The organism is Streptomyces sp. NRRL S-646, assembly GCF_000720765.1.
GTDB lineage: Bacteria > Actinomycetota > Actinomycetes > Streptomycetales > Streptomycetaceae > Streptomyces.
On sequence record NZ_JODC01000008.1, the window covers coordinates 62,419 to 82,994 of the forward strand.

General features: G+C 71.0%; 20 protein-coding genes and 1 pseudogene. 15 read left to right on the forward strand and 6 right to left on the reverse strand.

Features of this window, described 5'->3' with window-relative positions; genetic code table 11:
- The first annotated feature begins 15 nt into the window (after nt 1-15).
- The 3 genes and pseudogenes from IH68_RS0120285 to IH68_RS58115 all read left to right on the forward strand — a co-directional run.
- Nucleotides 16-936: an LLM class flavin-dependent oxidoreductase gene (locus tag IH68_RS0120285; RefSeq protein WP_037885010.1), complete on the forward strand. Its 921-nt coding sequence runs from the start codon at nt 16-18 to the stop codon at nt 934-936.
- Between the two features lie 106 nt (nt 937-1,042).
- Nucleotides 1,043-1,699 (forward strand): DUF1326 domain-containing protein, encoded by a 657-nt coding sequence (locus IH68_RS0120290; protein WP_030937184.1) that lies wholly within the window; start codon nt 1,043-1,045, stop codon nt 1,697-1,699.
- A 40-nt stretch (nt 1,700-1,739) separates the two neighbouring features.
- A pseudogene (locus tag IH68_RS58115) lies at nt 1,740-1,865 on the forward strand (transcriptional regulator); the annotation flags it as partial.
- Nucleotides 1,866-2,098: 233 nt separating this feature from the next.
- Here the strand turns inward: IH68_RS58115 and IH68_RS0120295 are convergent.
- The gene (locus IH68_RS0120295; RefSeq protein WP_030937186.1) at nt 2,099-2,767 is read right to left on the reverse strand and encodes a hypothetical protein; all 669 of its coding nucleotides are present in this window, start codon (nt 2,765-2,767) and stop codon (nt 2,099-2,101) included.
- Between the two features lie 84 nt (nt 2,768-2,851).
- A complete protein-coding gene (locus IH68_RS0120300; RefSeq protein ID WP_030937189.1) occupies nt 2,852-5,158 on the reverse strand; it encodes an FdhF/YdeP family oxidoreductase in 2,307 nt (768 codons plus the stop codon).
- A gap of 155 nt (nt 5,159-5,313) precedes the next feature.
- On the opposite strand from IH68_RS0120300, the gene IH68_RS0120305 reads away from it, so the two are divergent.
- From IH68_RS0120305 to IH68_RS0120335, 7 genes are all read left to right on the forward strand, one after another.
- Nucleotides 5,314-6,225, forward strand: a complete 912-nt coding sequence (locus tag IH68_RS0120305; RefSeq protein WP_030937191.1) for a LysR family transcriptional regulator — start codon at nt 5,314-5,316, stop codon at nt 6,223-6,225.
- Nucleotides 6,226-6,486: 261 nt separating this feature from the next.
- A complete protein-coding gene (locus IH68_RS0120310; protein WP_030937193.1) occupies nt 6,487-7,434 on the forward strand; it encodes an SGNH/GDSL hydrolase family protein in 948 nt (315 codons plus the stop codon).
- A 173-nt stretch (nt 7,435-7,607) separates the two neighbouring features.
- Complete coding sequence (locus IH68_RS0120315) at nt 7,608-9,854, forward strand: MMPL family transporter (RefSeq protein WP_159403701.1); 2,247 nt, start codon at nt 7,608-7,610, stop codon at nt 9,852-9,854.
- 116 nt (nt 9,855-9,970) lie between these two features.
- Nucleotides 9,971-11,176: a sensor histidine kinase gene (locus IH68_RS0120320; protein ID WP_030937197.1), complete on the forward strand. Its 1,206-nt coding sequence runs from the start codon at nt 9,971-9,973 to the stop codon at nt 11,174-11,176.
- Nucleotides 11,173-11,853, forward strand: coding sequence for a response regulator transcription factor (locus IH68_RS0120325; protein ID WP_030937199.1), 681 nt, complete (start codon nt 11,173-11,175; stop codon nt 11,851-11,853). Before IH68_RS0120320 ends, IH68_RS0120325 begins: the two co-directional genes overlap by 4 nt.
- Before the next feature lie 167 nt (nt 11,854-12,020).
- Nucleotides 12,021-13,127, forward strand: a complete 1,107-nt coding sequence (locus IH68_RS0120330; RefSeq protein ID WP_030937201.1) for an NAD(P)/FAD-dependent oxidoreductase — start codon at nt 12,021-12,023, stop codon at nt 13,125-13,127.
- Nucleotides 13,128-13,258: 131 nt separating this feature from the next.
- Nucleotides 13,259-14,038, forward strand: a complete 780-nt coding sequence (locus IH68_RS0120335; RefSeq protein ID WP_030937203.1) for an SDR family NAD(P)-dependent oxidoreductase — start codon at nt 13,259-13,261, stop codon at nt 14,036-14,038.
- A gap of 12 nt (nt 14,039-14,050) precedes the next feature.
- Here IH68_RS0120335 and IH68_RS0120340 read toward each other — a convergent pair whose 3' ends face one another.
- The gene (locus IH68_RS0120340; protein ID WP_030937205.1) at nt 14,051-15,013 is read right to left on the reverse strand and encodes an alpha/beta fold hydrolase; all 963 of its coding nucleotides are present in this window, start codon (nt 15,011-15,013) and stop codon (nt 14,051-14,053) included.
- Nucleotides 15,014-15,130: 117 nt separating this feature from the next.
- Between IH68_RS0120340 and IH68_RS0120345 the strand changes: the two genes are divergently transcribed.
- Complete coding sequence (locus tag IH68_RS0120345; protein ID WP_030937207.1) at nt 15,131-15,928, forward strand: SGNH/GDSL hydrolase family protein; 798 nt, start codon at nt 15,131-15,133, stop codon at nt 15,926-15,928.
- A gap of 33 nt (nt 15,929-15,961) precedes the next feature.
- Here the strand turns inward: IH68_RS0120345 and IH68_RS57205 are convergent, their stop codons facing one another.
- Together IH68_RS57205 and IH68_RS0120355 are read right to left on the reverse strand one after the other, a co-directional pair.
- A complete protein-coding gene (locus IH68_RS57205; RefSeq protein WP_199931901.1) occupies nt 15,962-16,123 on the reverse strand; it encodes a hypothetical protein in 162 nt (53 codons plus the stop codon).
- The gene (locus IH68_RS0120355) at nt 16,120-16,356 is read right to left on the reverse strand and encodes a hypothetical protein (RefSeq protein ID WP_037885012.1); all 237 of its coding nucleotides are present in this window, start codon (nt 16,354-16,356) and stop codon (nt 16,120-16,122) included. Before IH68_RS0120355 ends, IH68_RS57205 begins: the two co-directional genes overlap by 4 nt.
- 72 nt (nt 16,357-16,428) lie before the next feature.
- Here IH68_RS0120355 and IH68_RS0120360 point away from each other — a divergent pair, with 72 nt between their 5' ends.
- Both IH68_RS0120360 and IH68_RS0120365 read left to right on the forward strand, forming a co-directional pair.
- Nucleotides 16,429-17,076, forward strand: coding sequence for a TetR/AcrR family transcriptional regulator (locus IH68_RS0120360; RefSeq protein WP_030937211.1), 648 nt, complete (start codon nt 16,429-16,431; stop codon nt 17,074-17,076).
- Between the two features lie 40 nt (nt 17,077-17,116).
- Nucleotides 17,117-17,707: a PadR family transcriptional regulator gene (locus IH68_RS0120365; protein WP_030937213.1), complete on the forward strand. Its 591-nt coding sequence runs from the start codon at nt 17,117-17,119 to the stop codon at nt 17,705-17,707.
- 13 nt (nt 17,708-17,720) lie between these two features.
- Here the strand turns inward: IH68_RS0120365 and IH68_RS0120370 are convergent, their stop codons facing one another.
- Entirely contained in the window at nt 17,721-18,161 is a 441-nt protein-coding gene (locus tag IH68_RS0120370; protein WP_030937215.1) for an ATP-binding protein, read from the reverse strand.
- Nucleotides 18,162-18,386: 225 nt separating this feature from the next.
- Between IH68_RS0120370 and IH68_RS0120375 the strand changes: the two genes are divergently transcribed.
- Nucleotides 18,387-19,037 carry a TetR/AcrR family transcriptional regulator gene (locus IH68_RS0120375; protein WP_030937217.1) on the forward strand — a complete coding sequence of 217 codons (651 nt, stop codon included), beginning with the start codon at nt 18,387-18,389 and terminating at the stop codon, nt 19,035-19,037.
- Nucleotides 19,038-19,132: 95 nt separating this feature from the next.
- Nucleotides 19,133-20,503 carry an acyltransferase family protein gene (locus IH68_RS0120380; protein WP_078912534.1) on the forward strand — a complete coding sequence of 457 codons (1,371 nt, stop codon included), beginning with the start codon at nt 19,133-19,135 and terminating at the stop codon, nt 20,501-20,503.
- Nucleotides 20,504-20,576: the final 73 nt, after the last annotated feature.

The following is a 20,576-nucleotide window of genomic DNA, read 5'->3' on the forward strand; positions in this document are numbered from 1 at the left end:
AGGAACGACAACCCCATGACGCCCGCATCGCGAGTCCGTTTCGGCATCATGACCGCCCCCATGCAGGTCGACTACCACGACGTCCTGCGGGTGTGGCGCGAGGCCGACACCATCCCGGAGATCGAGCACGCCTGGCTGTTCGACCACCTCATGCCCATCGCAGGCGACCCGGACGGACCGATCTACGAGGGCTGGACGCTGCTCGCGGCCCTGGCCGCACAGACCCACCGCCTGCGCCTCGGCCTCCTGGTGACCAGCAACCGGTTCCGGCCGCCCGCCATGCTGGCCAAGATCGCCACGACCGTCGACGTCGTCTCCGGCGGCCGGCTCGACCTCGGTCTCGGCGTCGGGTCCCGGCCCGACCCGCCCGAGGCCCGGCGTGAGTACCCGGCCCACGGCCTGCCCTTCCAGGACACCGCCCAGGCCGTGGAAAGCCTGGCCGAGGCGTGCACCGTGATCCGGCGCCTGTGGACCGAGGAGAAGCCGTTCGACTTCCACGGCACTCACCACCACCTCACCGGAGCGTTCGGCAACCCCAAACCCGTCCAGCGCCCCCATCCGCCGATCCTCATCGGCGGACGCTCAACGGCGACCCTGCGCGTGGCCGCCGAGCACGCGGACCTGTGGAACATGCCCGGCGGCGACATCGACGTGGCCGTCCGCCGCAGCGCGCTGCTGGACCGGCACTGCACCGAGATCGGTCGCGACCCCGCCTCGATCACGCGCTCGATCGTTCTGCACGTTTCCTACGACCGTCCGGGCGCCGCAAGGGACGTGGTCGCCGAGGCGATCGACGCCGGCTTCCGGCACATCGTCCTGGGCCTGCCGTCGCCCTACCCCGACGGTGTCGCACGGTGGCTGACCGACGAGATCATCGGCGCGTCGGCCCTCGTACGAACCGCGGAGCACGGCCGGATTTCCCCTCCCGGAGGGTGAGGTGCAAGCTGGAACAGAGGCCGCTTCGCGATCCCGTGAGCGGGCTCGGGAAACCCGGTCTCGCCACTCCGAGTGAGCCCTCCGGGCTCGGCAGGAGGGAAGCGAGATGACAGAACAGGTCACCACCGATACGAGCTGGCACCTGGTCGGCGACTGGTTCGACGTGTGCAACTGCGCCATACCGTGCCCCTGCACATTTGCACAGCCCCCCACCTACGGCGACTGCGAAGGCGTCATGGCCTGGCACATCCGGGAGGGCAATTACGGCGACGTGCGGCTCGACGATCTCAACGTCGTGATAGTCGCCTCGTTCACGGGCGACGTCTGGTCCGGCGCACACACCGACCCGTACGCCGCGGTCTTCCTCGACCAACGCGCCGACGAACGGCAACGCGGCGCGCTGCAGGCCGTCTTCGGCGGTGAGGCCGGCGGATGGCCGGCGCAGTTCGTGGGGATGTTCCACCCCGAGATGCGCGGCATGGACGTCGTTCCCATCCATGTGGAGATCGACGAGGACCTCGCCGGCTGGAGGGCCGAGATTCCCGACCGGGTCACGGCCACCGCCGAGGCACTCACCGGCCCGACGACTGCGGACGGCGCACGCGTCCAGGTCCACAACGCCCCGGGCGCCGAGGTCGGCCCGGGCCAGATCGCCACCTGGGGGCGGGCCACGACCGACCGCGCCAACGTATTCGGCTTCTCCTGGGAGCGCTCGGGGAAGTCGAGCAAGTACTTCCCGTTCGACTGGAGCGGGCCGGACTGAGCGGACGTACCCTCGCCCCGGGACCCCCTCCGTCGAGAGGTCGTCCTGGCACGTCGCCGAGCTGCTCCGGCTTGCCCGCACGATCCTGTCGGGCGTGCCGGCTGGGCAGGCCGAGCTGCTCGCCGACCTTCAGGCCACACAGGTGGAGGGCAGGCCGCCGTCGTAGGGGCGGCGAACGACGGTCGTTGGACAGCGCTCTGCCGCAGCGGATCGTAACTCCTGTCGCCGGAATGGCCATTGGTCATCCGCGGAGGGGCCCTCACCCTGTCCGGCAGGGGTTGCTGGAGGCGGCGGCATCGCGGTCTTCACCGTCACCGACGTCGGCCACGGCAACTACGCGACCACGGCAACTACGCCACCACGGACGACATCACCTGCTACCGGCACCGCAGCTGATTCTCAGCTGGTTCCTGCGTCGACACCTCCTCGCAGCCCCCACTCATCAAGCCCCGAGTAGATCAACGCCGTGCGGCCTCCGGGGAAGCCGAGCGCCTCGGCCTCCCCGGAGTGAAACGCCACCAGAGAGTCGGGGCCTCTCCACCAGGTGTCTGCAAGGCCCATCACCTCGCGCACCGGCTCGTAGCCGTCCAGCTCGATGTCATCGACTTCGTCGCCGACGAGCCTGGTGACCTGCTTGGCCCACAGGGATGCGTGATGGGCCAGCGCCAGCGACTCCACCCAGCCCTCGACGGTCGAGTGGAGAGGCGCCCATCTGTCTGCATGGATTCCGAACTCGCCCGACGGACTGATCATGAATGCGTAGGGGACCGCGGTCCGTTGCATCCCGGCTTCGAACCACCACCCCTCGGAGTCCGATTCCGGCGAGTCCGGATCGAAGTACTTGGGGCCTCCGTCGTACTGGGATGCGGGTGGCAGGAGCAGACCGCCCCATCTCTCCTGGTAGGCCGCCATTCGGTCGATCACTGCTGCGGGGATGCCTCGCTCGAGCCACCACTGCCGGTGCCCCTCCACAGGCCGGACGTCGACCTTGACGGCGTGCGCGCGGACGAACGATCGGGCTCGTCGAGTCAGGCCGTCGGGCACATCGTTGAAGAGGTTGAGATTCACCAGGGCGACGCTACACAGTGGCCCGAGGGACGGCGGGCCGGGGCTCGGCGACCTCGTTCGTGAAGGCCGCCGAGCCCCGGCTGCCTAGGCCGATGCCCGCCCGGCCGCCCGCTCCAGGCGCACGATCACGCTCTTCGACGTCGGGGTGTTGCTGATGTCCGCGACGCTGTCGAGGGGCACCAGGACGTTGGTCTCCGGGTAGTACGCGGCGGCCGAGCCCGGGGGAGTGGAGTAGCCCACGACGCGGAAGGCCTCCGCGCGGCGCTCCGAGCCGTCCGACCAGATGCTGACCAGGTCGACGAGGCTGCCGTCGGCGAGACCGAGGTCGGCGAGGTCGGCCGGGTTGACCAGGACGACGCGGCGGCCGCCCTTGATGCCCCGGTAGCGGTCGTCCATCGCGTAGGGGATGGTGTTCCACTGGTCGTGCGAGCGCAGGGTCTGCAGGACCAGGTGGCCCTTGGGCGCCTGCAGCATCGTGAAGTCGTTGACGGTGAAGACGGCCTTGCCGCTGGGGGTGCGGAAGACGCGGGAGTTGACCGGGTTGGGCAGGCGGAAGCCGCCGGGGTGCCGTACCCGCTCGTTGAAGTCGTGGAACCCCTCGACGACTTGGGCGATGCGGTCGCGGACGAGGTCGTAGTCGGCCTCGAAGTCCTCCCAGGGGATGTCCGGTTCGGAGCCCAGCACCCGGCGGGCGAGACGGCTGATGATGGACACCTCGCTCAGCAGGTGCGGGGAGGCGGGGGCGAGCCGGCCGCGGGTGGCGTGGACCTCGCTCATGGAGTCCTCGACCGTCATGAACTGCTCGCCGCCCGCCTGGACGTCCCGGTCGCTGCGGCCGAGCGTCGGCAGGATCAGCGCCGTCCGTCCGCACACCGCGTGGGAACGGTTGAGCTTGGTCGAAATGTGCGCCGTCAGACTGCAGTTGCGCATGGCACGCTCGGTGGCGCCGCTGTCGGGCGTGGCCCGCACGAAGTTGCCCGCGACCCCGAGGAAGAGCTTGGCCCGGCCGTCGAGCATGGCCCGGATGGAGTCCACGGAGTCCAGGCCGTGCGCGGTCGGCGCGGTGAAGCGGAACTCCCGCCCCAGCCGGTCCAGGAACGCCTGGGGCATCCGTTCCCAGATCCCCATCGTGCGGTCGCCCTGGACGTTGCTGTGCCCGCGCACCGGGCACACCCCCGCGCCCGGGCGGCCGATGTTGCCGCGCAGCAGAAGGAAGTTGACGACCTCCCGGATGGTGGGCACACCGTGCTTGTGCTGGGTCAGGCCCATGGCCCAGCAGACGATGACACTGCGGCTCTGCAGCACGCGCGCGTGCACCTGCTCGATCTCGTCGCGGGTCAGCCCCGTGGCGTCCAGGACGGCATCCCAGGACGTGGCACGGATCTGCTCGGCGAAGGCGTCGTAGCCGGTGGTGTGCTCGTCGATGAACGCGCGGTCCAGGACCGTGCCCGGCTCCTTGTCCTCCGCCTCCAGCAGCAGCAGGTTCAGCGCCTGGAACAGGGCCAGGTCGCCGCCGGGGCGTATCTGCAGGAACTGGTCGGCGATGTCCGTGCCGCGGCCGATGACCCCGCGTGCCTTCTGCGGATGCTTGAAGCGCAGCAGTCCCGCCTCGGGCAGCGGGTTGACCGCGACGACGCTGCCGCCGCGCAGCTTGGTCTCCTCCAGCGCGGACAGCATCCGCGGGTGGTTGGTGCCGGGGTTCTGCCCCACGACGAAGACCAGGTCGGCGTTGTAGAGGTCGTCGAGGCTGACGCTGCCCTTGCCGATGCCCAGGGTCTCGCCCAGGGCCGAACCGCTGGACTCGTGGCACATGTTGGAGCAGTCGGGCAGGTTGTTGGTGCCGAAGGCGCGGGCGAACAGCTGCAGCAGGAAGGCCGGCTCGTTGGCCAGCCGCCCGGAGGTGTAGAACAGCGCCTCGTCCGGGTGGTCCAGGGCGCGCATTTCCCGGGCGAGCAGGTCCAGCGCCTCGTCCCAGCCGACCGGCTCGTAGTGGGTCGCGCCCTCGCGCAGCACCATCGGCTCGGTCAGCCGGCCCTGCTGGTTGAGCCAGTAGTCCGACTTCCGGCTCAGTTCGTCCACCGAGTACTGCCGGAAGAAGTCCGCGGTCACCCGCCGGGAGGTGGCCTCGTCACTGATGTGCTTGGCGCCGTTCTCGCAGTACTCGTTGCGGTGCCGCTCGCCCGGCGCGGGCTCCGGCCAGGCACAGCCCGGGCAGTCGAAGCCCTTCGCCTGGTTGATGTTGAGCAGCGTCAGCGCGGTGCGCTTCGGCGAGGTCTGGCCGAGCGCGTACTGGAGAGCGTGCACGACGGCGGGAGCGCCGGTGGCCCAGGTCTTGGGAGCCGAGACCGACAGCTCGCCCTCTTCCGCTCCGTCTTCTTCGAAGCCCCGCATCGAACACCACGCCCTCTCATCCGCACGCCACTCTTCGTCAGCGCCTCGGACCAGGTCAAAGCGGAAGGTCCTATCGCGTGACAGGTGGCGCCGATCAGTGCAGCGTGTTCGGGACCGGCGGCGCCACGCGGCCGTGGGCGAGGGATCATGGGAAGGTGCTGCTGCGTCAACTCGAATACCTCGTCGCCCTCTCGCGGGCCCGCCACTTCGCGAAGGCCGCACAGGCCTGCTACGTCTCCCAGCCGACCCTGTCCGAGGGCATCCGGAAACTGGAGGACGAGCTCGGCATCCCCCTGGTCCAGCGGGGCCGCAGGTTCGACGGCCTCACACCGGAGGGCGAGCGTGTCGTCCTGTGGGCGCAGCGCATCCTCGCCGACCGGGACGCCATGCAGGGCGAGATCCAGGCGCTGCGGGCCGGGCTGACCGGACGGCTGCGCATCGGCACCGTCCCGACCGCCGCCACGGCGGTCGCGCTCCTGACCCAGCCGTTCTGCGTCGCCAACCCGCTGGCGACCGTGCAGGTCTTCGCCGACCTGCAGTCCGTGGACATCGTCGACCGTCTCAAGACGTACGAGCTCGACGCCGCAGTGACCTATCACAGCACCGTCGTCGAACACGGCTTCAAGTTCGTCCCGCTGTACCAGGAGCGCTACGTCCTGCTGATCCGGCACTCCGCCCGCGACTCCGGCCCGGCCGAGATCTCCTGGGAGGAGGCATCCCAGTACCCGCTGTGCCTGTTGCATCCCGGAATGCAGGGGCGTCAGGTCCTGGAGGCGGCCTTCGAGGCGGCGGGCGTCTCCGTGACCCCGCGTGTGGAGACGGACTCCATCGCCTCGCTGTTCGCGCAGGTCAGAGCCGGGCACTGGGCGAGCGTGGTACCGCACGCCTGGCTCCACGTCTTCGGCGTGCCCGCGGGTATGCAGGCCGTCCCCCTGGTCCGCCCGGTGCGCACGGAGCGCATCGGCCTGGTTCTCCCGGCGCGCGAGCCCGTCTCGGTGATCGGCCAGGCACTGATCGACGCCGTCGGCCAGGCGGGCGTGGCGGCTGCGCTGGAGCGCCTGCCCTAGCGCACCGCCGGAGTGCGCTCGTCTGCGGCACCGTCGTGGCTGGTCGCGCCCACGCGGCGGAGCCGCATATGGATACAGCCCCGCGCCCCTTTGGCGCGCGCCCGGCGCGTCGTACCTCCGGAGGACGGAACCGGTGGCGGCTACGGCGCCTTCACTACGGCCGGTGCCTGCACAGGGACGACGACGGGCAGGGCCCTGCCCGGCGAGCCTGAGCCGTGTCCGTGTCCGGAGGGGCCGGGTCGGCGGAAGGCGGGACCGCGGATGAGAACTCGTACAAGGCTCGGGCTGGCGGCGGCCGTCTCGTGTGCCGCGCTCGTGACCGCGGTCGCTGTCGGCCGCAGCGGTGGCGGCGGCGTTGCATCGTCCCTGATCGCACTCCCGAACGGGCCCTATGTCGCACTGGGTGACTCCTATACGGCCGCTCCGAAGGTCCCCGGCCAGAGCGGGAAACCCGCCGGCTGCGAGCGCTCCGACCACAACTACCCCGCCCTCGTCGCCCGCGAACTCGGCCTGAAACAAGGCGAGTTCCATGACCTGAGCTGCAGCGGAGCCACAACGGCCGACCTGTCTGCGGCCCAGTCCACCGACCAGGGGACCAATCCGGCCCAGCTGTCGGCGGTGTCCAGGGCGACCCGGCTGGTCACCCTGGGCATCGGCGGCAACGACATCGGCTTCAGCTCGATGATCACCACATGCGTCCAGGCCGGCCTCGGCTACCAGCTGGAGAACCGCTTCGGGGGCCCACCGCCGGACAAGGCTCCCTGCAAGGCGCGGTACGTGTCCGACGGCACCGAAGACATCGCCGCGAAGATCGAAGCAGCGGGCGGGCGGCTGACCGGCGTGCTGCACGACATCGAGCGCCGGGCGCCCGAGGCCAGGGTGTTCGTGGTCGGCTATCCGGCGATCCTGCCCGCCGAGGGCGCCGCCGGCTGCGGGCGCGCCATGGGGCTGGCGCCCGGCGACGTCAGCTTTCTACGGCAGCAGGAGCAGCAGCTCAACGCCATGCTGCGGAGCCGGGCACACGCCGCCGGGGCCTCGTACATCGACACCTACACGCCCTCCGCCGGACGTGACGCCTGTGCGCAGCGGGATGTGCGCTGGGTCGAGCCCCTGGTCCCGGCGGCTTTGGCGGCGCCGGTGCACCCCAACGAGCGGGGTGAGCGCGGCATGGCGCAGGCCGTGCTCCGCGCGGTCCGCGCCTCCGGCTGACGCGCTCGTCGTCGTACCGGCGCACGAGACGACCAGCCGGACACGTACTGCGGATTCAGTAGATGCTCCTGCGACTTCAGTAGGCCGCAGTCCCAGTAGCCGGACGACGACGAACAGACCCCTGCCAGGACAGCCTGAGTGGGCAAACGAGAGCAGATGTGGGGTTCCCTGACGTGGCTACTTTTCTGTATCGACTGGGCCGGCTGGCCTTTGGGCGGCGCTGGTACGTCGCCCTGATGTGGGTGGCGGTCCTGGCCGCCGTCGGACTGGGCGCCATGAAGGCCCCGGCCGCCGCCGACGAGGGGTTCTCGATGCCGGGCATCGAGTCCCAGAAGGCGTACGACCTGCTGGGTGAGCGCTTCCCCGGCACGACCGCCGAGGGGGCCACCGCCCGGGTCGTGTTCGTCGCCCCGGACGGGCAGAAGGTGACCGCGTCCGACAACCGGGCGGCCGTGGAGAAGGCGGTGGCCGAGCTGGGCGACGGAACGCAGGTCGCCGACGTCGCCGATCCCTTCCGGGCAAAGGCGGTGAGCAAGGACGGCTCGACGGCGTATGCGACCGTCACCTTCAAGGTGAAGTCCGCGGACGTCACCGACGCGAGCCGGACGGCGCTGCAGAATGCCGTCGACCAGGCACGGGAAGCGGGCCTGACCGTCGAGGCGGGCGGATCCGCGATGGACAGCGGCGGGGGACCGGGCGGAGTGGCCGAGATCGTCGGCATCTCGGTGGCCGCCGTCGTGCTGCTGGTGACCTTCGGTTCGCTGGTCGCCGCGGGGCTGCCGCTGCTGACCGCGATCCTCGGCGTCGGCGTCAGCCTGTTCACGATCATGACCCTGGCAGAGCCGCTGGGCCTGTCCACGACGACCAGCACACTGGCGATGATGCTGGGCCTGGCCGTCGGCATCGACTACGCGTTGTTCGTCGTCTCCCGCTACCGCGAGGAGCGCGCCAGGGGCCACGACCCCGAGGAGGCGGCCGGTCTTGCCGTCGGTACGGCGGGGTCGGCGGTCGTCTTCGCAGGGCTCACGGTGGTGATCGCGCTGGCCGGTCTGGCCGTGGTGGGCATCCCGATGCTGACCAAGATGGGCCTGGCCGCGGCCGGGGCGGTCGTCGTCGCCGTACTCATCGCACTGACCATGGTTCCGGCCCTCCTCGGCTTCTGGCCGGGCGCGGTGCTGTCGGGGGCTGCGCGCGGCAAGGGACGCGGCCGCCGGCTGCCCTTCGCCAGGACCAGGAACACCGGGAAGAGCGGGAGCGACAACGGCGGAACCCGCTGGGCGCGGCTCGTCCTGCGTCGCCCCGTCCCGGTCCTGCTGCTGGGCGTCCTGGGCCTCGGCGCCCTCGCCATACCCATGACGGGCCTGCAGCTGGGCATGTCCGGTGACGAGGCCAAGTCCACCTCCACCACCGAACGCCGCGCCTACGACGACCTCGCCGACGGGTTCGGCCCCGGCTTCAACGGGCCGCTGACCATCGTCGTGGACGCCAAGGGCACCGCCGACGCCAAGAGCGCCGTGAGCGCGATCAGCGAGAAGGTCGCCGGCACGAAGGGGATCGTCTCTGTCTCCCCGGCCCACTTCAACAAGGCCCAGGACACGGCGGTGTTCACCGCCACCCCGTCCACCAGCCCCACCGACGAGAAGACCAAGACCCTCGTCAAGACCATCCGCGCGGAACGTCCCGCCATCGAAACGACGGCCGACGCGTCCTTCGAGGTCACCGGCACCACCGCACTGAACATCGACATCGCCGGGAAGGTCCAGGCCGCGCTGGTCCCCTATCTGATCACCGTCGTCGGGCTCGCCGTCGTGCTGCTGCTGGTGGTCTTCCGGTCCCTGCTCGTCCCGCTGAAGGCGGCGGTCGGCTTCCTGCTGTCGGTGCTGGCGGCCCTGGGAGCCGTCGTCCTGGTCTTCCAACAGGGCCACGCCGCAAGCCTGTTCGGGGTGGAGCAGACCGGGCCGATCATGAGCCTGATGCCGATCTTCCTGGTGGGCATCGTCTTCGGGCTGGCCATGGACTACGAGGTCTTCCTCGTCTCGCGGATGCGGGAGGCGTACGTCCACGGTGAATCGGCCGAGCAGGCGGTCGTCTCGGGCTTCCGGCACAGCGCCCGCGTCGTCGTGGCCGCCGCCCTGATCATGGTCGCGGTCTTTGCCGGATTCATCGGCGAGAGCGACTCCATGATCAAGATGATCGGCTTCGGCCTGGCCTGCGCCGTGCTCTTCGACGCCTTCGTCGTCCGGATGGCGATCGTTCCCGCCGTGCTCGCGCTGGTCGGCGACAAGGCCTGGTGGCTGCCGAAGTGGCTGGACCGCATCCTGCCCCGCGTCGACGTGGAGGGCGAGGCCCTCACCCGGCATCCGGCCGAGCCCGTGCCCCTGGCTGCAGCCGAGGACGAGCCGGCCGAGGCACGCGTCTGACGGGCCATCCCCGCCCGTTCCCGGGCCCGCTCCTGGCGAAGGCCGGGGGCGGCCCGTACGGCACTCCACACCGCACCTGGTCCACCATGGACCCACCCTCTTCATCTGGAGAAACGATGACCAGCAGCCTGGAGCGTCCATCGGCGCGCTACCGGCGCGCCATGGACGCGGTGCTGGGACTGGGGCTGTTCGGCTGTGCGGTCCTCGGTGCCTCGCTCAACATCCCCGGCGCCGACCAGCCACGCGAGCAGTGGCCCGCCGAGCTCCTCGCCGCGATCTCCTGTCTGGCTGTGCTGAAGGGGCGCAACCGTCCGCGCACCGCCGTCGTCGTGGCCACGGTCTGCACGGTGATCACCGCTTCCCTGGGCTATCTGCTCACCCCGCTGCTGCTGGCTCCTCTGATGCTCGCCCTGTTCTGGCTGGCTTCCGGCACCGACGTTCGGACGACGCGTGTGTACGGCGCGGTGTCCATGGCCCTGGTCGTGAGCACTGGCGTACTGAACAATCACTCGACCTCTATGGTGCTGCTGCGGACCGTCGGCCCGATCCTGTGGCTGATGCTGCCCCTGGTCGGCGGCGGAAGGGCCCGGCTGCGGCAGGCCTACCTGGAGTCCGTGCACGCGCGCGCCGCCCACGCCGAACGCACCCGAGAGGAGGAGGCACGCCTGCGGGTGGCCGAGGAGCGCATGCGTATCGCCCGGGAACTCCACGATGTGGTCGCCCACCACATGGCCGTCGCCAACGCCCAGGCGGGCACCGCCGCCCACCTGGCTTCCACGCACCCCGAGCAGTCGCAGAAAATCCTGGCCGAGCTGGCCGCCACCACGTCCTCGGCGCTGCTCGAACTGCGGGCCACCGTCGGCGTGTTGCGTCAGGCGGGCGACCCCGACACCGACTCCCTCGAACCGGCTCCCGGCCTGGACCGGCTGCCCGACTTGATCGCCGCGTGCGAGTCGGCCGGCCTGGATGTCACCGTCAGCACCGAGGGAGAGCCGCGGCTGCTGTCACCGGGCGTGGACCTGACGGCGTTCCGCATCATCCAGGAGGCCCTCACCAACGCCACCAAGCATGCCGGAGACCGGGCCGCCCACGTCAGGCTCGCCTACTCGGGCTCCCGCCTGCTGATCACGGTCACCAATGAGGGCACCGACACCGCCCCGGCCGTCCTCGGCGGCGGCTTCGGCCTGATGGGCATGCGGGAACGCGCCCACTCCGTCGGTGGCGACCTGCGGGCGGGCCCCCGTCCCGAGGGCGGCTTCGAGGTCGCCACCGCTCTGCCGCTCCACTCCCAGGCCCCAGAAGAACACGAGGCGACTCCGTGACCGTCCGCGTCCTGCTCGCAGACGACCAGGCCCTGCTGCGGGGCACGTTCAAGCTCCTGATCGACTCCTGTGCGGACATGGAGGTCGTCGGCGAGGCCGCCAACGGCCAGGAAGCGGTGGACCTCGCCCGCGCCCGGCACCCCGACGTCGTCCTGATGGACATCCGCATGCCGGGTACCGACGGTCTGGCCGCCACCGCCGCCATCTGCGACGACCCCGAACTGTCGGGCACCCGCGTGCTCGTCCTGACCATGTTCGAGACCGAGGAGTACGTGGCCAAGGCACTGCGCGTCGGTGCGAGCGGCTTCCTGGGCAAGTACGTCACCACCGACGTCCTGTTGTCCGGCATCCGCACCGTCGCCTCCGGCGAGGCCCTCCTCTCACCCGGCGCCACCCGCGCCCTGATCACCCGTTTCCTCACCGGACCGGCCCCGGGCCCCCTCCTGGCGCCCCCGGAACGCCTGGACGACCTCACACCGCGCGAACGGGAGATCACCGCCCTCGCCGCCGAAGGCAAATCGAACGACGAGATCGCCGGGCAGCTCTTCCTGAGCGTCCTGACCGTCCGCTCCCACATCCAGCGCGCCCTGACCAAACTCGGCGCCCGCGACCGCGCCCAACTCGTGGTCATCGCCTACCAGACCGGCCTGGTACGCCCCACGCCTCGGGGGACGTGAGCACCAGGCCCGCGCCGCATCCATGCCGTCGCGTTCGCTTCACGGAATTCCCACAAAGCCCCATGAGAGCTTTAAGTTTCAAGCGGTACGCTCGTTCGCAGTTCGAGTGGCCGAGGAAGCCCCCACATCGCGGCGCTCGCATCCCCCACAGGCACAGGAGACGCGTTGTGCGCGACGGCGACGTAGTAGTGATCGGCGGCGGCTACGCGGGAGTACGGCTGGCGAAACGACTTGACTCGGTGGCGCGGGTCACGCTGGTGGACCGCAAGGAGGTCTTCTTCCACCGTATCGCCTCGCTGCGCGCCGGAGTTCGCCCGGAGTGGTCCGTGACCCCCTTCATCCCGTACGACCGACTGCTGCGCAACGGCCGGGTGGCCGTGGGCAAGGCGGTCCGTGTCGACACCACGGAGCGCCAGGTCGTCCTGGCGACGGGGGAGAAGCTGCCGTACGACGTGGTGGTGATCGCCACCGGCGCCGACTACCCCGAGCCGGCCCGCTTCACCGGCACCACCACCGACGAGGCGGTCAAGTCCTTCGCCGGGCATCAGGAGAAGGTAGCGGCGGCCGGGCATGTCCTCGTCGTCGGCGGAGGCCCCTCCGGCGTCGAACTCGCCGCCGAGGTGCGCCTGGCCCGGCCGGATGCCCGGGTCACGCTCGCCCACTCCGGGCCGGCGCTGCTGCACTCCACCGGCGTCGAGAGGGCCGGCCGCAGGGCGCGGGCCTGGCTGGAGTCCCACGACGTCGAAGTGCGCCTCGACTCGTTCATGTCGCCCGGTAACGACTTCGGCACCTATCGCGACGCGCACGGCACCGTCATCGAGGCCGACCTCTCCTTCTGGGCGACGGGCACCACGCCCAACACGCTCTGGCTGCGCCTGGGCGGACACGGCGACTGGCTGAACCCGGCCGGGCACGTCAGGGTCGACCGCACCCTGCGGGTCGAGGGACGGCTGGACGTGTTCGCCGTCGGCGACGTGAACGACGCCACCGAACTCAAGATCACCCCCGCCGCGCTCGCCCAGGCCGACCTCGCCGCCTGGAACATCCGTACCTACCTGAACAGTTCCGGCAAGCACCGCAAGGAACCCCGGCTCTACCGGGCGCTCCACCGCACCCCGCTCATCGTGCCCTTCGGCCCGGCCGACGGGCTGACCCTGCTGCCCGTGCCGGGCGGCGAGAGCGCGGTCCTCGGCGGCCGCACCTCGGTGCTGGCCAAGGCGAAGACCCTCATGACGCCGTACATGAGGCGTCAACTCGGGTACACCGCAGCGTGAGCGCTCCGCTGGGCGTGCGGCGAAGGGGGTGCCGCGAAGTGCAGTCTTGCGTCTGCGGCGCCGTCGTGGCTGGTCGCGCAGTTCCTCGCGCCCCTTCGGGGCGCTGTGCCCGGCGTGTCTAGAGTGCGGGCATGATCTCGCAGACATACCTCTCCGAACTGTTCTCGCTCGACGGCCGCAACGCCTTGGTGACCGGCGGGAGTTCCGGCATTGGGCGAGCCATCGCCGGGGCCCTCGCACGCGCCGGGGCGAGTGTAGTAGTCGTCGCGCGCAAGGAGGCCGAGCTGGCCGCCACGGTCGATGAGCTGACGGCCGACGGGTGCCGCGCGGCCTGGGTCAGCGCCGATCTGGGCAGCCGCGAGGGCGTGCGTGCGGCGGCCGAAAAGGCGGCCGGGGTGTTCGGGGAGCCCGACATCCTCGTCAACAGCGCCGGGATCAACCTGCGGCCGCCGATGGGGGAGTTGGGCGAGGACGTCTGGGACACCACCATGGCGGTGAACCTGGAGGCGCCCTTCCTGCTGGGACAGCGGTTCGGCCCCGGCATGGCCGAACGGGGCTTCGGACGGATCATCCACGTCACCTCCCAGCAGGCGCACCGGGCGTTCGTGCAGAGCGGTGCCTACGGGGTGTCCAAGGGGGCGCTGGAGTCCCTGGCCCGTTCCCAGGCCGAGGCGTGGTCGCCGTACGGCGTCACCTGCAACACGCTCGTGCCGGGTTTCGTGATGACCCCGCTCAACGAGCGGCTGTCCTCGGACCCCGAGAAGGTGGCGGCGCTGGCCGCGCGCACCATGGTCGGGCGCAATGGCCTGGCCGACGACTTCGCCGGCGCGGCGGTTTTCCTGGCGAGCCGCGCCTCCGCCTACGTCACCGGGCAGGCCCTCTTCGTCGACGGCGGACTGTCCGTCCACTGATCACGTCACAGGTCACGCGAGTTCGGTGAGGAAGTCGATGAGCGCCTCGTTCACCTCGCGGGGACGCTCCTGCTGCGTCCAGTGACCGCAGCCCGCCAACTTGACGGGTTTGCGGCGCAGGTCGGGCATCAGGTCCGGCAGGGCCGCGATGAGTTCGGGTGTGCCGGGGAAGGCGGGGACCAGGTCGCGGTCGCCGTACACGTACAGGGCGGGCGAGCCGACGACCGCGCCGTGCCAGGGCGCGGTCAGTTCCCAGTTGCGATCGAGGTTGCGGTACCAGTTGAGCGCCCCGGTGAAGCCCCGGGAGAAGCTCTCGGTCAGCGCGTCGAGGTCCTCCTCGGTGAACCACTCCGGCAGGGTCTCGGGCTCCGGCATGGTCGCCAGCCAGCCCTGGCCGGGTTCGATCAGCGGCTGTTCGCCCGCGCCGGCACCGGGCGCGTCGCCGGAGGCCATGTAGAAGAACTTCCGCAGCGTGGTGCGGGTGTCCTGCGCGAACTCGGCGTCGGCGACACCGGGTTGGTTGAAGTAGTTCCAGTAGAAGCGGCCGTCGAACCTCTCGTCCATGACGGCCAGCGGCGGCCGGGAGCCCCGGAACGGCGGCGGCACGCTCAGACCGGCCACGCCGCGCACGACGTCCGGCCGCAGCAGCGCGGTGTGCCAGGCGACCGGGGCGCCCCAGTCGTGCCCGACGACGAACGCCTTCTCCTCGCCGAGTGCATGGATCAGCCCGACGACGTCGCCGACCAGGTGCAGGATGCTGTAGGCGCTCACCTCGGCGGGGTGGTCGCTGCGTCCGTATCCACGCTGGTCGGGGGCGACCACGCGGAAGCCCGCCTCGGCCAGCGGGCCGAACTGGTGGTGCCAGGAGTGCCAGGACTCGGGGAAGCCGTGCAGCAGCACGACGAGGGGGCCTTCGCCTTCCTCCGCCACGTGCAGCCGAATGCCGTTCACGTCAACCATTCGATGCTCAACCATGTGCCTGAGCCTACGTGCCTCATGATCTTCGGGCGCTGATATAGTCAACAATGCGAGTAAGAGATTAATCACCTATGCGTCGGTGGTCGTGCGGTGTCAACGGAAGGCGGTAGGTCCGTGGCCGGCAGTGGATATCTGCGGTACGTCGCTGTCGGTGACAGCCAGACCGAAGGCGTCGGCGACGGCGACGACGTCCGGGGGCTGCGCGGGTGGGCGGACCGGCTCGCCGAGCAGATCGCGCGGGAGAGTCCGGGCCTGCTGTATGCCAACCTCGCCGTGCGCGGGCGGCTGGCCGGGCAGGTGCGTGCCGAACAGCTGGCGCCCGCCCTGGAGTTGCGGCCCGACCTCGCCACGGTCGTCGCCGGCCTCAACGACGTGCTGCGGCCCCGGTTCGACGCGGACGAGGTCGCCGGCCAGCTGGAGGCCATGTTCGCCGCGCTCACCGGACAGGGCGCCCGCGTCGCGACGGTCACCTTCCCCGACCCCGGCCGGCTCGCCCCCTCGGCCCGGCTGCTCGCACCCCGCGTCCTCGCCCTCAACGCCCGCATCCGGGAGGCGGCCCGACGGCACGGCGTCGCGGTGGCCGACTCATGGCCCCACCCGGCGGTGACCGATCCCCGGATGTGGAGCGCCGACCGGCTGCACGCGAGCCCGCGCGGCCACGCCCTCATCGCGGCCGCCGTCGCCCACGCCCTCGACCTGCCCGGCAGTGACGACAGCTGGACGCGGCCGCTGCCTCCCGAAGCGGTGGCCCGCACCGGCCTGCGGGCCGCCGGGGCCGAACTGCGCTGGGCCGGCGCCTTCTTGGGGCCCTGGATCGTACGGCGGGTGCGGGGCCGCTCCTCCGGTGACGGGCGGCAGGCCAAGCGGCCCGCGCTGCTCCCGGTGACCGCACTCGCCGACGGACCCTCCTGAACCGTAGGAGGAACCGGGTCGGCAGGCGCGGGGTCAGGGGCGCGGGGGACGTGGCGGGCGGGGAGTGCGCCGCCGGATCGCCCTCATCCCGAGCGCCAGGACGCCCAGCGCCACGAGCGCGATGACGGCCTTGAGCACGAGGTCGAGCAACAGGTGCTGCAGGACGTCCGAGGAGCCCGCTGCCAGGCCGGTCATCGCCGGCCGTCCTGCCGGCGCGACCAGGACGCGCCCTGCCCGCCGCCCTCCAGCCGCCGTGCCGCGGCCCGTAGTCCGGCCCGCGCGGCGGGCTCCGCATACCGGCGCACCTCGTCCAGCCTGCCCCTGCGCCTGAGCCTCAGGGCGACGGCGAAGACCAGCAGTGCCAGCACCACCAGACCGCCCACGACCACACCGAACCTGATGAGCATGAGATTGAGGTATGTCTCCACGAAGATGCCTCCACCCGTTGGTATCACGCCTGTGATAAATCCTTTGTAGCACGGCTGTGATAAAAAAGCTCCATGCCCAAAGTTGTGGACCCGGACGCCCGCCGCCGCCACGTCGTCGACGCCCTCTTCCGAGTCGTCGTCCGTGAAGGCCTGCAACGCACCTCGCTGCGGGCCGTCGCCGACGAGGCGCAGCTCAACATCGGCTCCCTGCGCCACTACTTCGCAGGCCAGCAGGAGCTGATGCGCTTCGCGATGCAGTCCATGCTCGACCGGGTCGGCGGCCGGCTGCTCGAACGCGTCGAGGCGATGGGGGAGTTGGGTAGCCACCCGCGCCCCGAACAGCTCCGGCTCGCCGCCGGGCTCCTGGCCGAGCTGCTGCCCCTCGACGAGCAGCGCCGCGCCGAAGTCACCGTCTTCCTGGACTTCAACACCGCCGCCCGCACCGACCCGGCCTTCGGTGACCTGACGCGCCGGACCGCCGAAGGCACGAGAGCGCTGGTGCGGCGTGTGCTCACCCGGCTCGACTCAACAGGCGTCCTGCGCCCGGGCCTTGACCTCGGCCTCGAGACCGAGCGCCTGACGGCGCTGCTGGACGGACTCGGCCTGGGTGCCGTTCTGCATCCCGGGATCCTGACCCCGCAGACCTGCACCGACGTGCTGCACGCACACCTCGGCGACCTCTCTCGGGCCGCCGGGACGCCGGGCCCCACACCGCATTAGTCGTCCTATTGACTAATCAACAAGGTGTTAAATTGGGGCAATGGCTCTGCGCAACGCGGTGATGGCCGCGCTTCTGGAGGGTGAGGCGTCCGGATACGACCTCGCGAAGGGCTTCGAGGCCTCCGTAGCCAACTTCTGGATGGCCACCCCGCAGCAGCTCTACCGCGAACTGGAGCGCATGGAGAGCGAGGGGCTCGTCTCCGCGCGGGTCGTCCAGCAGGAGCGCCGGCCCAACAAGCGGCTCTTCTCGCTCACCGACGCCGGCCTGCAGGTCCTGCGCGACTACGTCGGCGAGGCCCCGGCCAAGCCGCCGGCCCTGCGGGACGAGCTGATGGTCAAGGTCCAGTGCGTCGACATCGGTGACGTCGGGGACTTCGAGGCCGTACGGGCCTCGGTCGCCGAGCGCTTCGAGCGGGCCACCGCCAAGCTCGCCCGCTACCGGCGCATGCAGGAGCGCATGCTCGACGGACGCACCGAGGACGAGTACCTCGCCACCGCCGAGCGCATCGGCCCCTACCTCACCCTGCAGGGCGGGATCGCCCTCGAGCGGGCGAACCTGCAGTGGAGCGAGACGGCCCTGAAGAGGCTCGAACAGCGCGCCGCCGCACTCGCCGAATCCTCCGGCGGCTGACGCGGGCGGTGCGCTACCTGCGCGGCTTCTGCAAGCCGGCGACGGTGTGCGGGCGGGGGTGGCGGACCAGGGCCCACACGGTCTTGCCGTGGCGTCCGCGGGGCCGTACACCCCAGTTCTGGGCGAGCTGGTCGACGAGGTGCAGGCCGCGCCCCTTCTCGTCCTCGCCGGTGGGCACGTCATGCAGGACCGGCTGCGCAGGGCTCTCGTCGGAGACGGCTATGAAACAGGAGCCGTCCGCCCGCGCCGTCACCGCCATCTCGAACTCGCGCTCCAGGATGGGCCCGTGACGCACGACGTTCGCCGCCAGCTCGGAGGCGAGCAGGACGACCCGCTCCGTCATCTCGTCGTTCGATGCGTGCCCCCAGCTGGCCAGATGCTGCCGTACCCGGTACCGGGCGAAGCCGACCGAAGCCGGATGCCGGGGAAGCCGGAACGCCTCACGTCTCAGCACACGCATCCCTCCCGAATGACGTCGAAAAGATCTCGACACTCGAATAAGCGCACAGTGACAGATGAATGTCACTCCGCACACGGGGGATGGTTGAATCTGGCCATATCTGGCCGAGTGTCGCCTACTGCCTGCTGCGTAGCCGGTCTCGTCAGACGGGCGCCGTGCCAAAATGGACGCCATTGCCCCTGCTCGGCCCGCCCGCCCACACACCGCCGAGGTTGATCCGTGACCAAGCCCGCCGCCCGTGTGCCGCTGCGCCGCAATTCGCGGTCCAACCGGGCGCGCATCCTGGCCACGGCCCGCCGGGAGCTCGGCCGAAACCCCGACGTCACCCTCGAGGAACTCGCGCGCGCCGCAGGTGTCGTGAGGCGCACGCTCTTCGGCCACTTCCCCGGCCGCTCGGCCCTGCTGGAGGCACTCGCCGAAGAGGCGTCCGAGACGTTCAAGGAGGTGCTGGTGGACGGGGTGCGGCCCGAGGAGACCGCCGACCGGGCCCTCGCGTACTTCATGCTCCGCATCTGGCCGGTGGGGGACCGCTATCGCATGCTGCTGGGCCTGGCCCGGCGGGACCTGGGCGCGGAGCGGGTGACCGAGGTCCTGGCCCCGGCCCGCGAGGTGGTCACGGCCATCCTGGAGCGCGGACAGCGGGACGGTGTCTTCCACTCCCATCTGCCGCCCGCAGTGCTGAGCGCCGGACTCGAGGGGATGACGGTCGCGCTGCTGGAGGACGTGAACACCGGGGCGCTGGAGGACGACGGGACCCGTACGGCCGTCGCCACGCTGATCGCGGCCGGCGTGCCGGAGAAGCAGGCGAGCGCGGTGGTCGAGGAGATCGCGGCGATCGTCCCGCGCGAGGAGCCGGCCGCGGACGAGTGAGCTGCGGATCCGGGTGATCTCGTACCGGGCACGGATTGGTTGCGGCCCGCACGTCCCGCCGTATCGGTCGTGCGGCTGCGGCAGCATGACGAGGCATGAGCCGAGACCGGTACGTCGACTTCCTGCGGGCATGGGCGATCGTCCTGGTCGTGCTCGGCCACTGGCTGATCACCGCCCTGCTGCACGGGTCCGACGGTGAGCTCACCGCCCCCGAACTACTGGCGAGCGTGCCCTGGACCCAGTGGCTGACGCTGCTCTTCCAGATCATGCCGCTGTTCTTCCTGGCCGGAGGCCATGCGGCGGCGGGCTCCTGGGCGCGGACGCGGTCGGCGGGCGGCACGGCCACCGGCTGGGTGGGGCGACGGGCGGTGCGCCTGCTGCTGCCGACGGCCCTGTACAGCGGCCTGGTCCTGCTCGCCGTCGGGGTCTGCTCGACGGTCGGCGTCGACCCGGGCACCCTCGCGCTCGTCGGGTGGGCCATGGCGATGCAGTTCTGGTTCCTGCCGGTGTATCTGCTGCTCAGCGCCCTGACGCCGATCCTGCACGCGGCGCACCGGCGCTGGGGGCTCGCCGTCCCTGTGGCCATGGGCGCGGTCGCCCTGATCGCGGACACGGTGGTGCTCACGGCGCACGCCCCCCGCGTCGGCCTGCTCAACTACGTCCTGGTCTGGGGTGTCGCCTACCAGCTCGGCTTCTGCTGGCGCGACGGCCTGCTGACCGGGCGCCGCACGCTGCTGCCGACGGTGTTGACCGCGGGCGGCGGACTGGCCTTCGCTTTGCTGGTCGAGCTCGGCCCCTTCCCGCTCAGCCTGATCCTGGTCACCGGGCAGACGCCCAGCAACACCAACCCCCCTTCGGCGGCGATGCTGTCGTGGGCGGCCGCCCAGGTGGGCGCCTGCCTCCTCGCCGCACCGGTGCTCCGACGCCTCCTGGAGCGCGAGCGGGTGTGGCGGGTGGTGCGTCCGGTGGGCGGCGTCAGCATGACGCTGTATCTGTGGCACATGCTGCCGGTGCTGGTGGCCGCCGCCGCGTTCTACCTCACCGGCCTCGCGCCCGAACCCGCCCTGGGATCCGCCGCCTGGTGGGCACTGCGCGTGCCCTGGCTGCTGGTGCTCGGCCTCGTCCTGGTCGCTGTGGTGTCAGCCCTGCGGTCGTGGGAGGGCGCCCTGGTGAAGTGGTACGAGCGGATCCGCCCGGACGCCGGCCCGTACCGCCCCTGGCTGCTCTGGCCGGGCCTGGCCGGGTGCACCACCGCCCTCAGCCACTTGGCCACGCACGGCTTCACCGACGACGGCCGCTTCCCTGTCCTGCCCGCACTGGGCCTGGCCGTGGGTGTGGCGCTGGTACTGCTCCACCGGCGGCGTGAGCGGAGGCTGCCGGAGCCGGAGAAGTACGCCGCAGCCCCCGGCCCCTGCGGTGGTGAAGTCTCCTTCAGCGGTGCGGAGTTCGGGATCGGTGAAAAGTGACGATCAGCTGATTGAGATGCCCAACATCCGCTGTAATGGGGCATGTCCGTAAACAGACCGGTACCCAACGTCA

Bases quoted from the DNA above. Each gene is read 5' to 3' on its own strand.
- IH68_RS57205 (WP_199931901.1), bottom strand. From the start codon at position 16,123: ATGACCGGCCTGGCAGCGGGCTCCTCGGACGTCCTGCAGCACCTGTTG.
- IH68_RS0120380 (WP_078912534.1), top strand. From the start codon at position 19,133: ATGAGCCGAGACCGGTACGTCGACTTCCTGCGGGCATGGGCGATCGTC.
- IH68_RS0120320 (WP_030937197.1), top strand. From the start codon at position 9,971: ATGACCAGCAGCCTGGAGCGTCCATCGGCGCGCTACCGGCGCGCCATG.
- IH68_RS0120290 (WP_030937184.1), top strand. From the start codon at position 1,043: ATGACAGAACAGGTCACCACCGATACGAGCTGGCACCTGGTCGGCGAC.
- IH68_RS0120360 (WP_030937211.1), top strand. From the start codon at position 16,429: ATGCCCAAAGTTGTGGACCCGGACGCCCGCCGCCGCCACGTCGTCGAC.
- IH68_RS0120285 (WP_037885010.1), top strand. From the start codon at position 16: ATGACGCCCGCATCGCGAGTCCGTTTCGGCATCATGACCGCCCCCATG.
- IH68_RS0120310 (WP_030937193.1), top strand. From the start codon at position 6,487: ATGAGAACTCGTACAAGGCTCGGGCTGGCGGCGGCCGTCTCGTGTGCC.
- IH68_RS0120340 (WP_030937205.1), bottom strand. From the start codon at position 15,013: ATGGTTGAGCATCGAATGGTTGACGTGAACGGCATTCGGCTGCACGTG.
- IH68_RS0120300 (WP_030937189.1), bottom strand. From the start codon at position 5,158: ATGCGGGGCTTCGAAGAAGACGGAGCGGAAGAGGGCGAGCTGTCGGTC.
- IH68_RS0120365 (WP_030937213.1), top strand. From the start codon at position 17,117: ATGGCTCTGCGCAACGCGGTGATGGCCGCGCTTCTGGAGGGTGAGGCG.
- IH68_RS0120335 (WP_030937203.1), top strand. From the start codon at position 13,259: ATGATCTCGCAGACATACCTCTCCGAACTGTTCTCGCTCGACGGCCGC.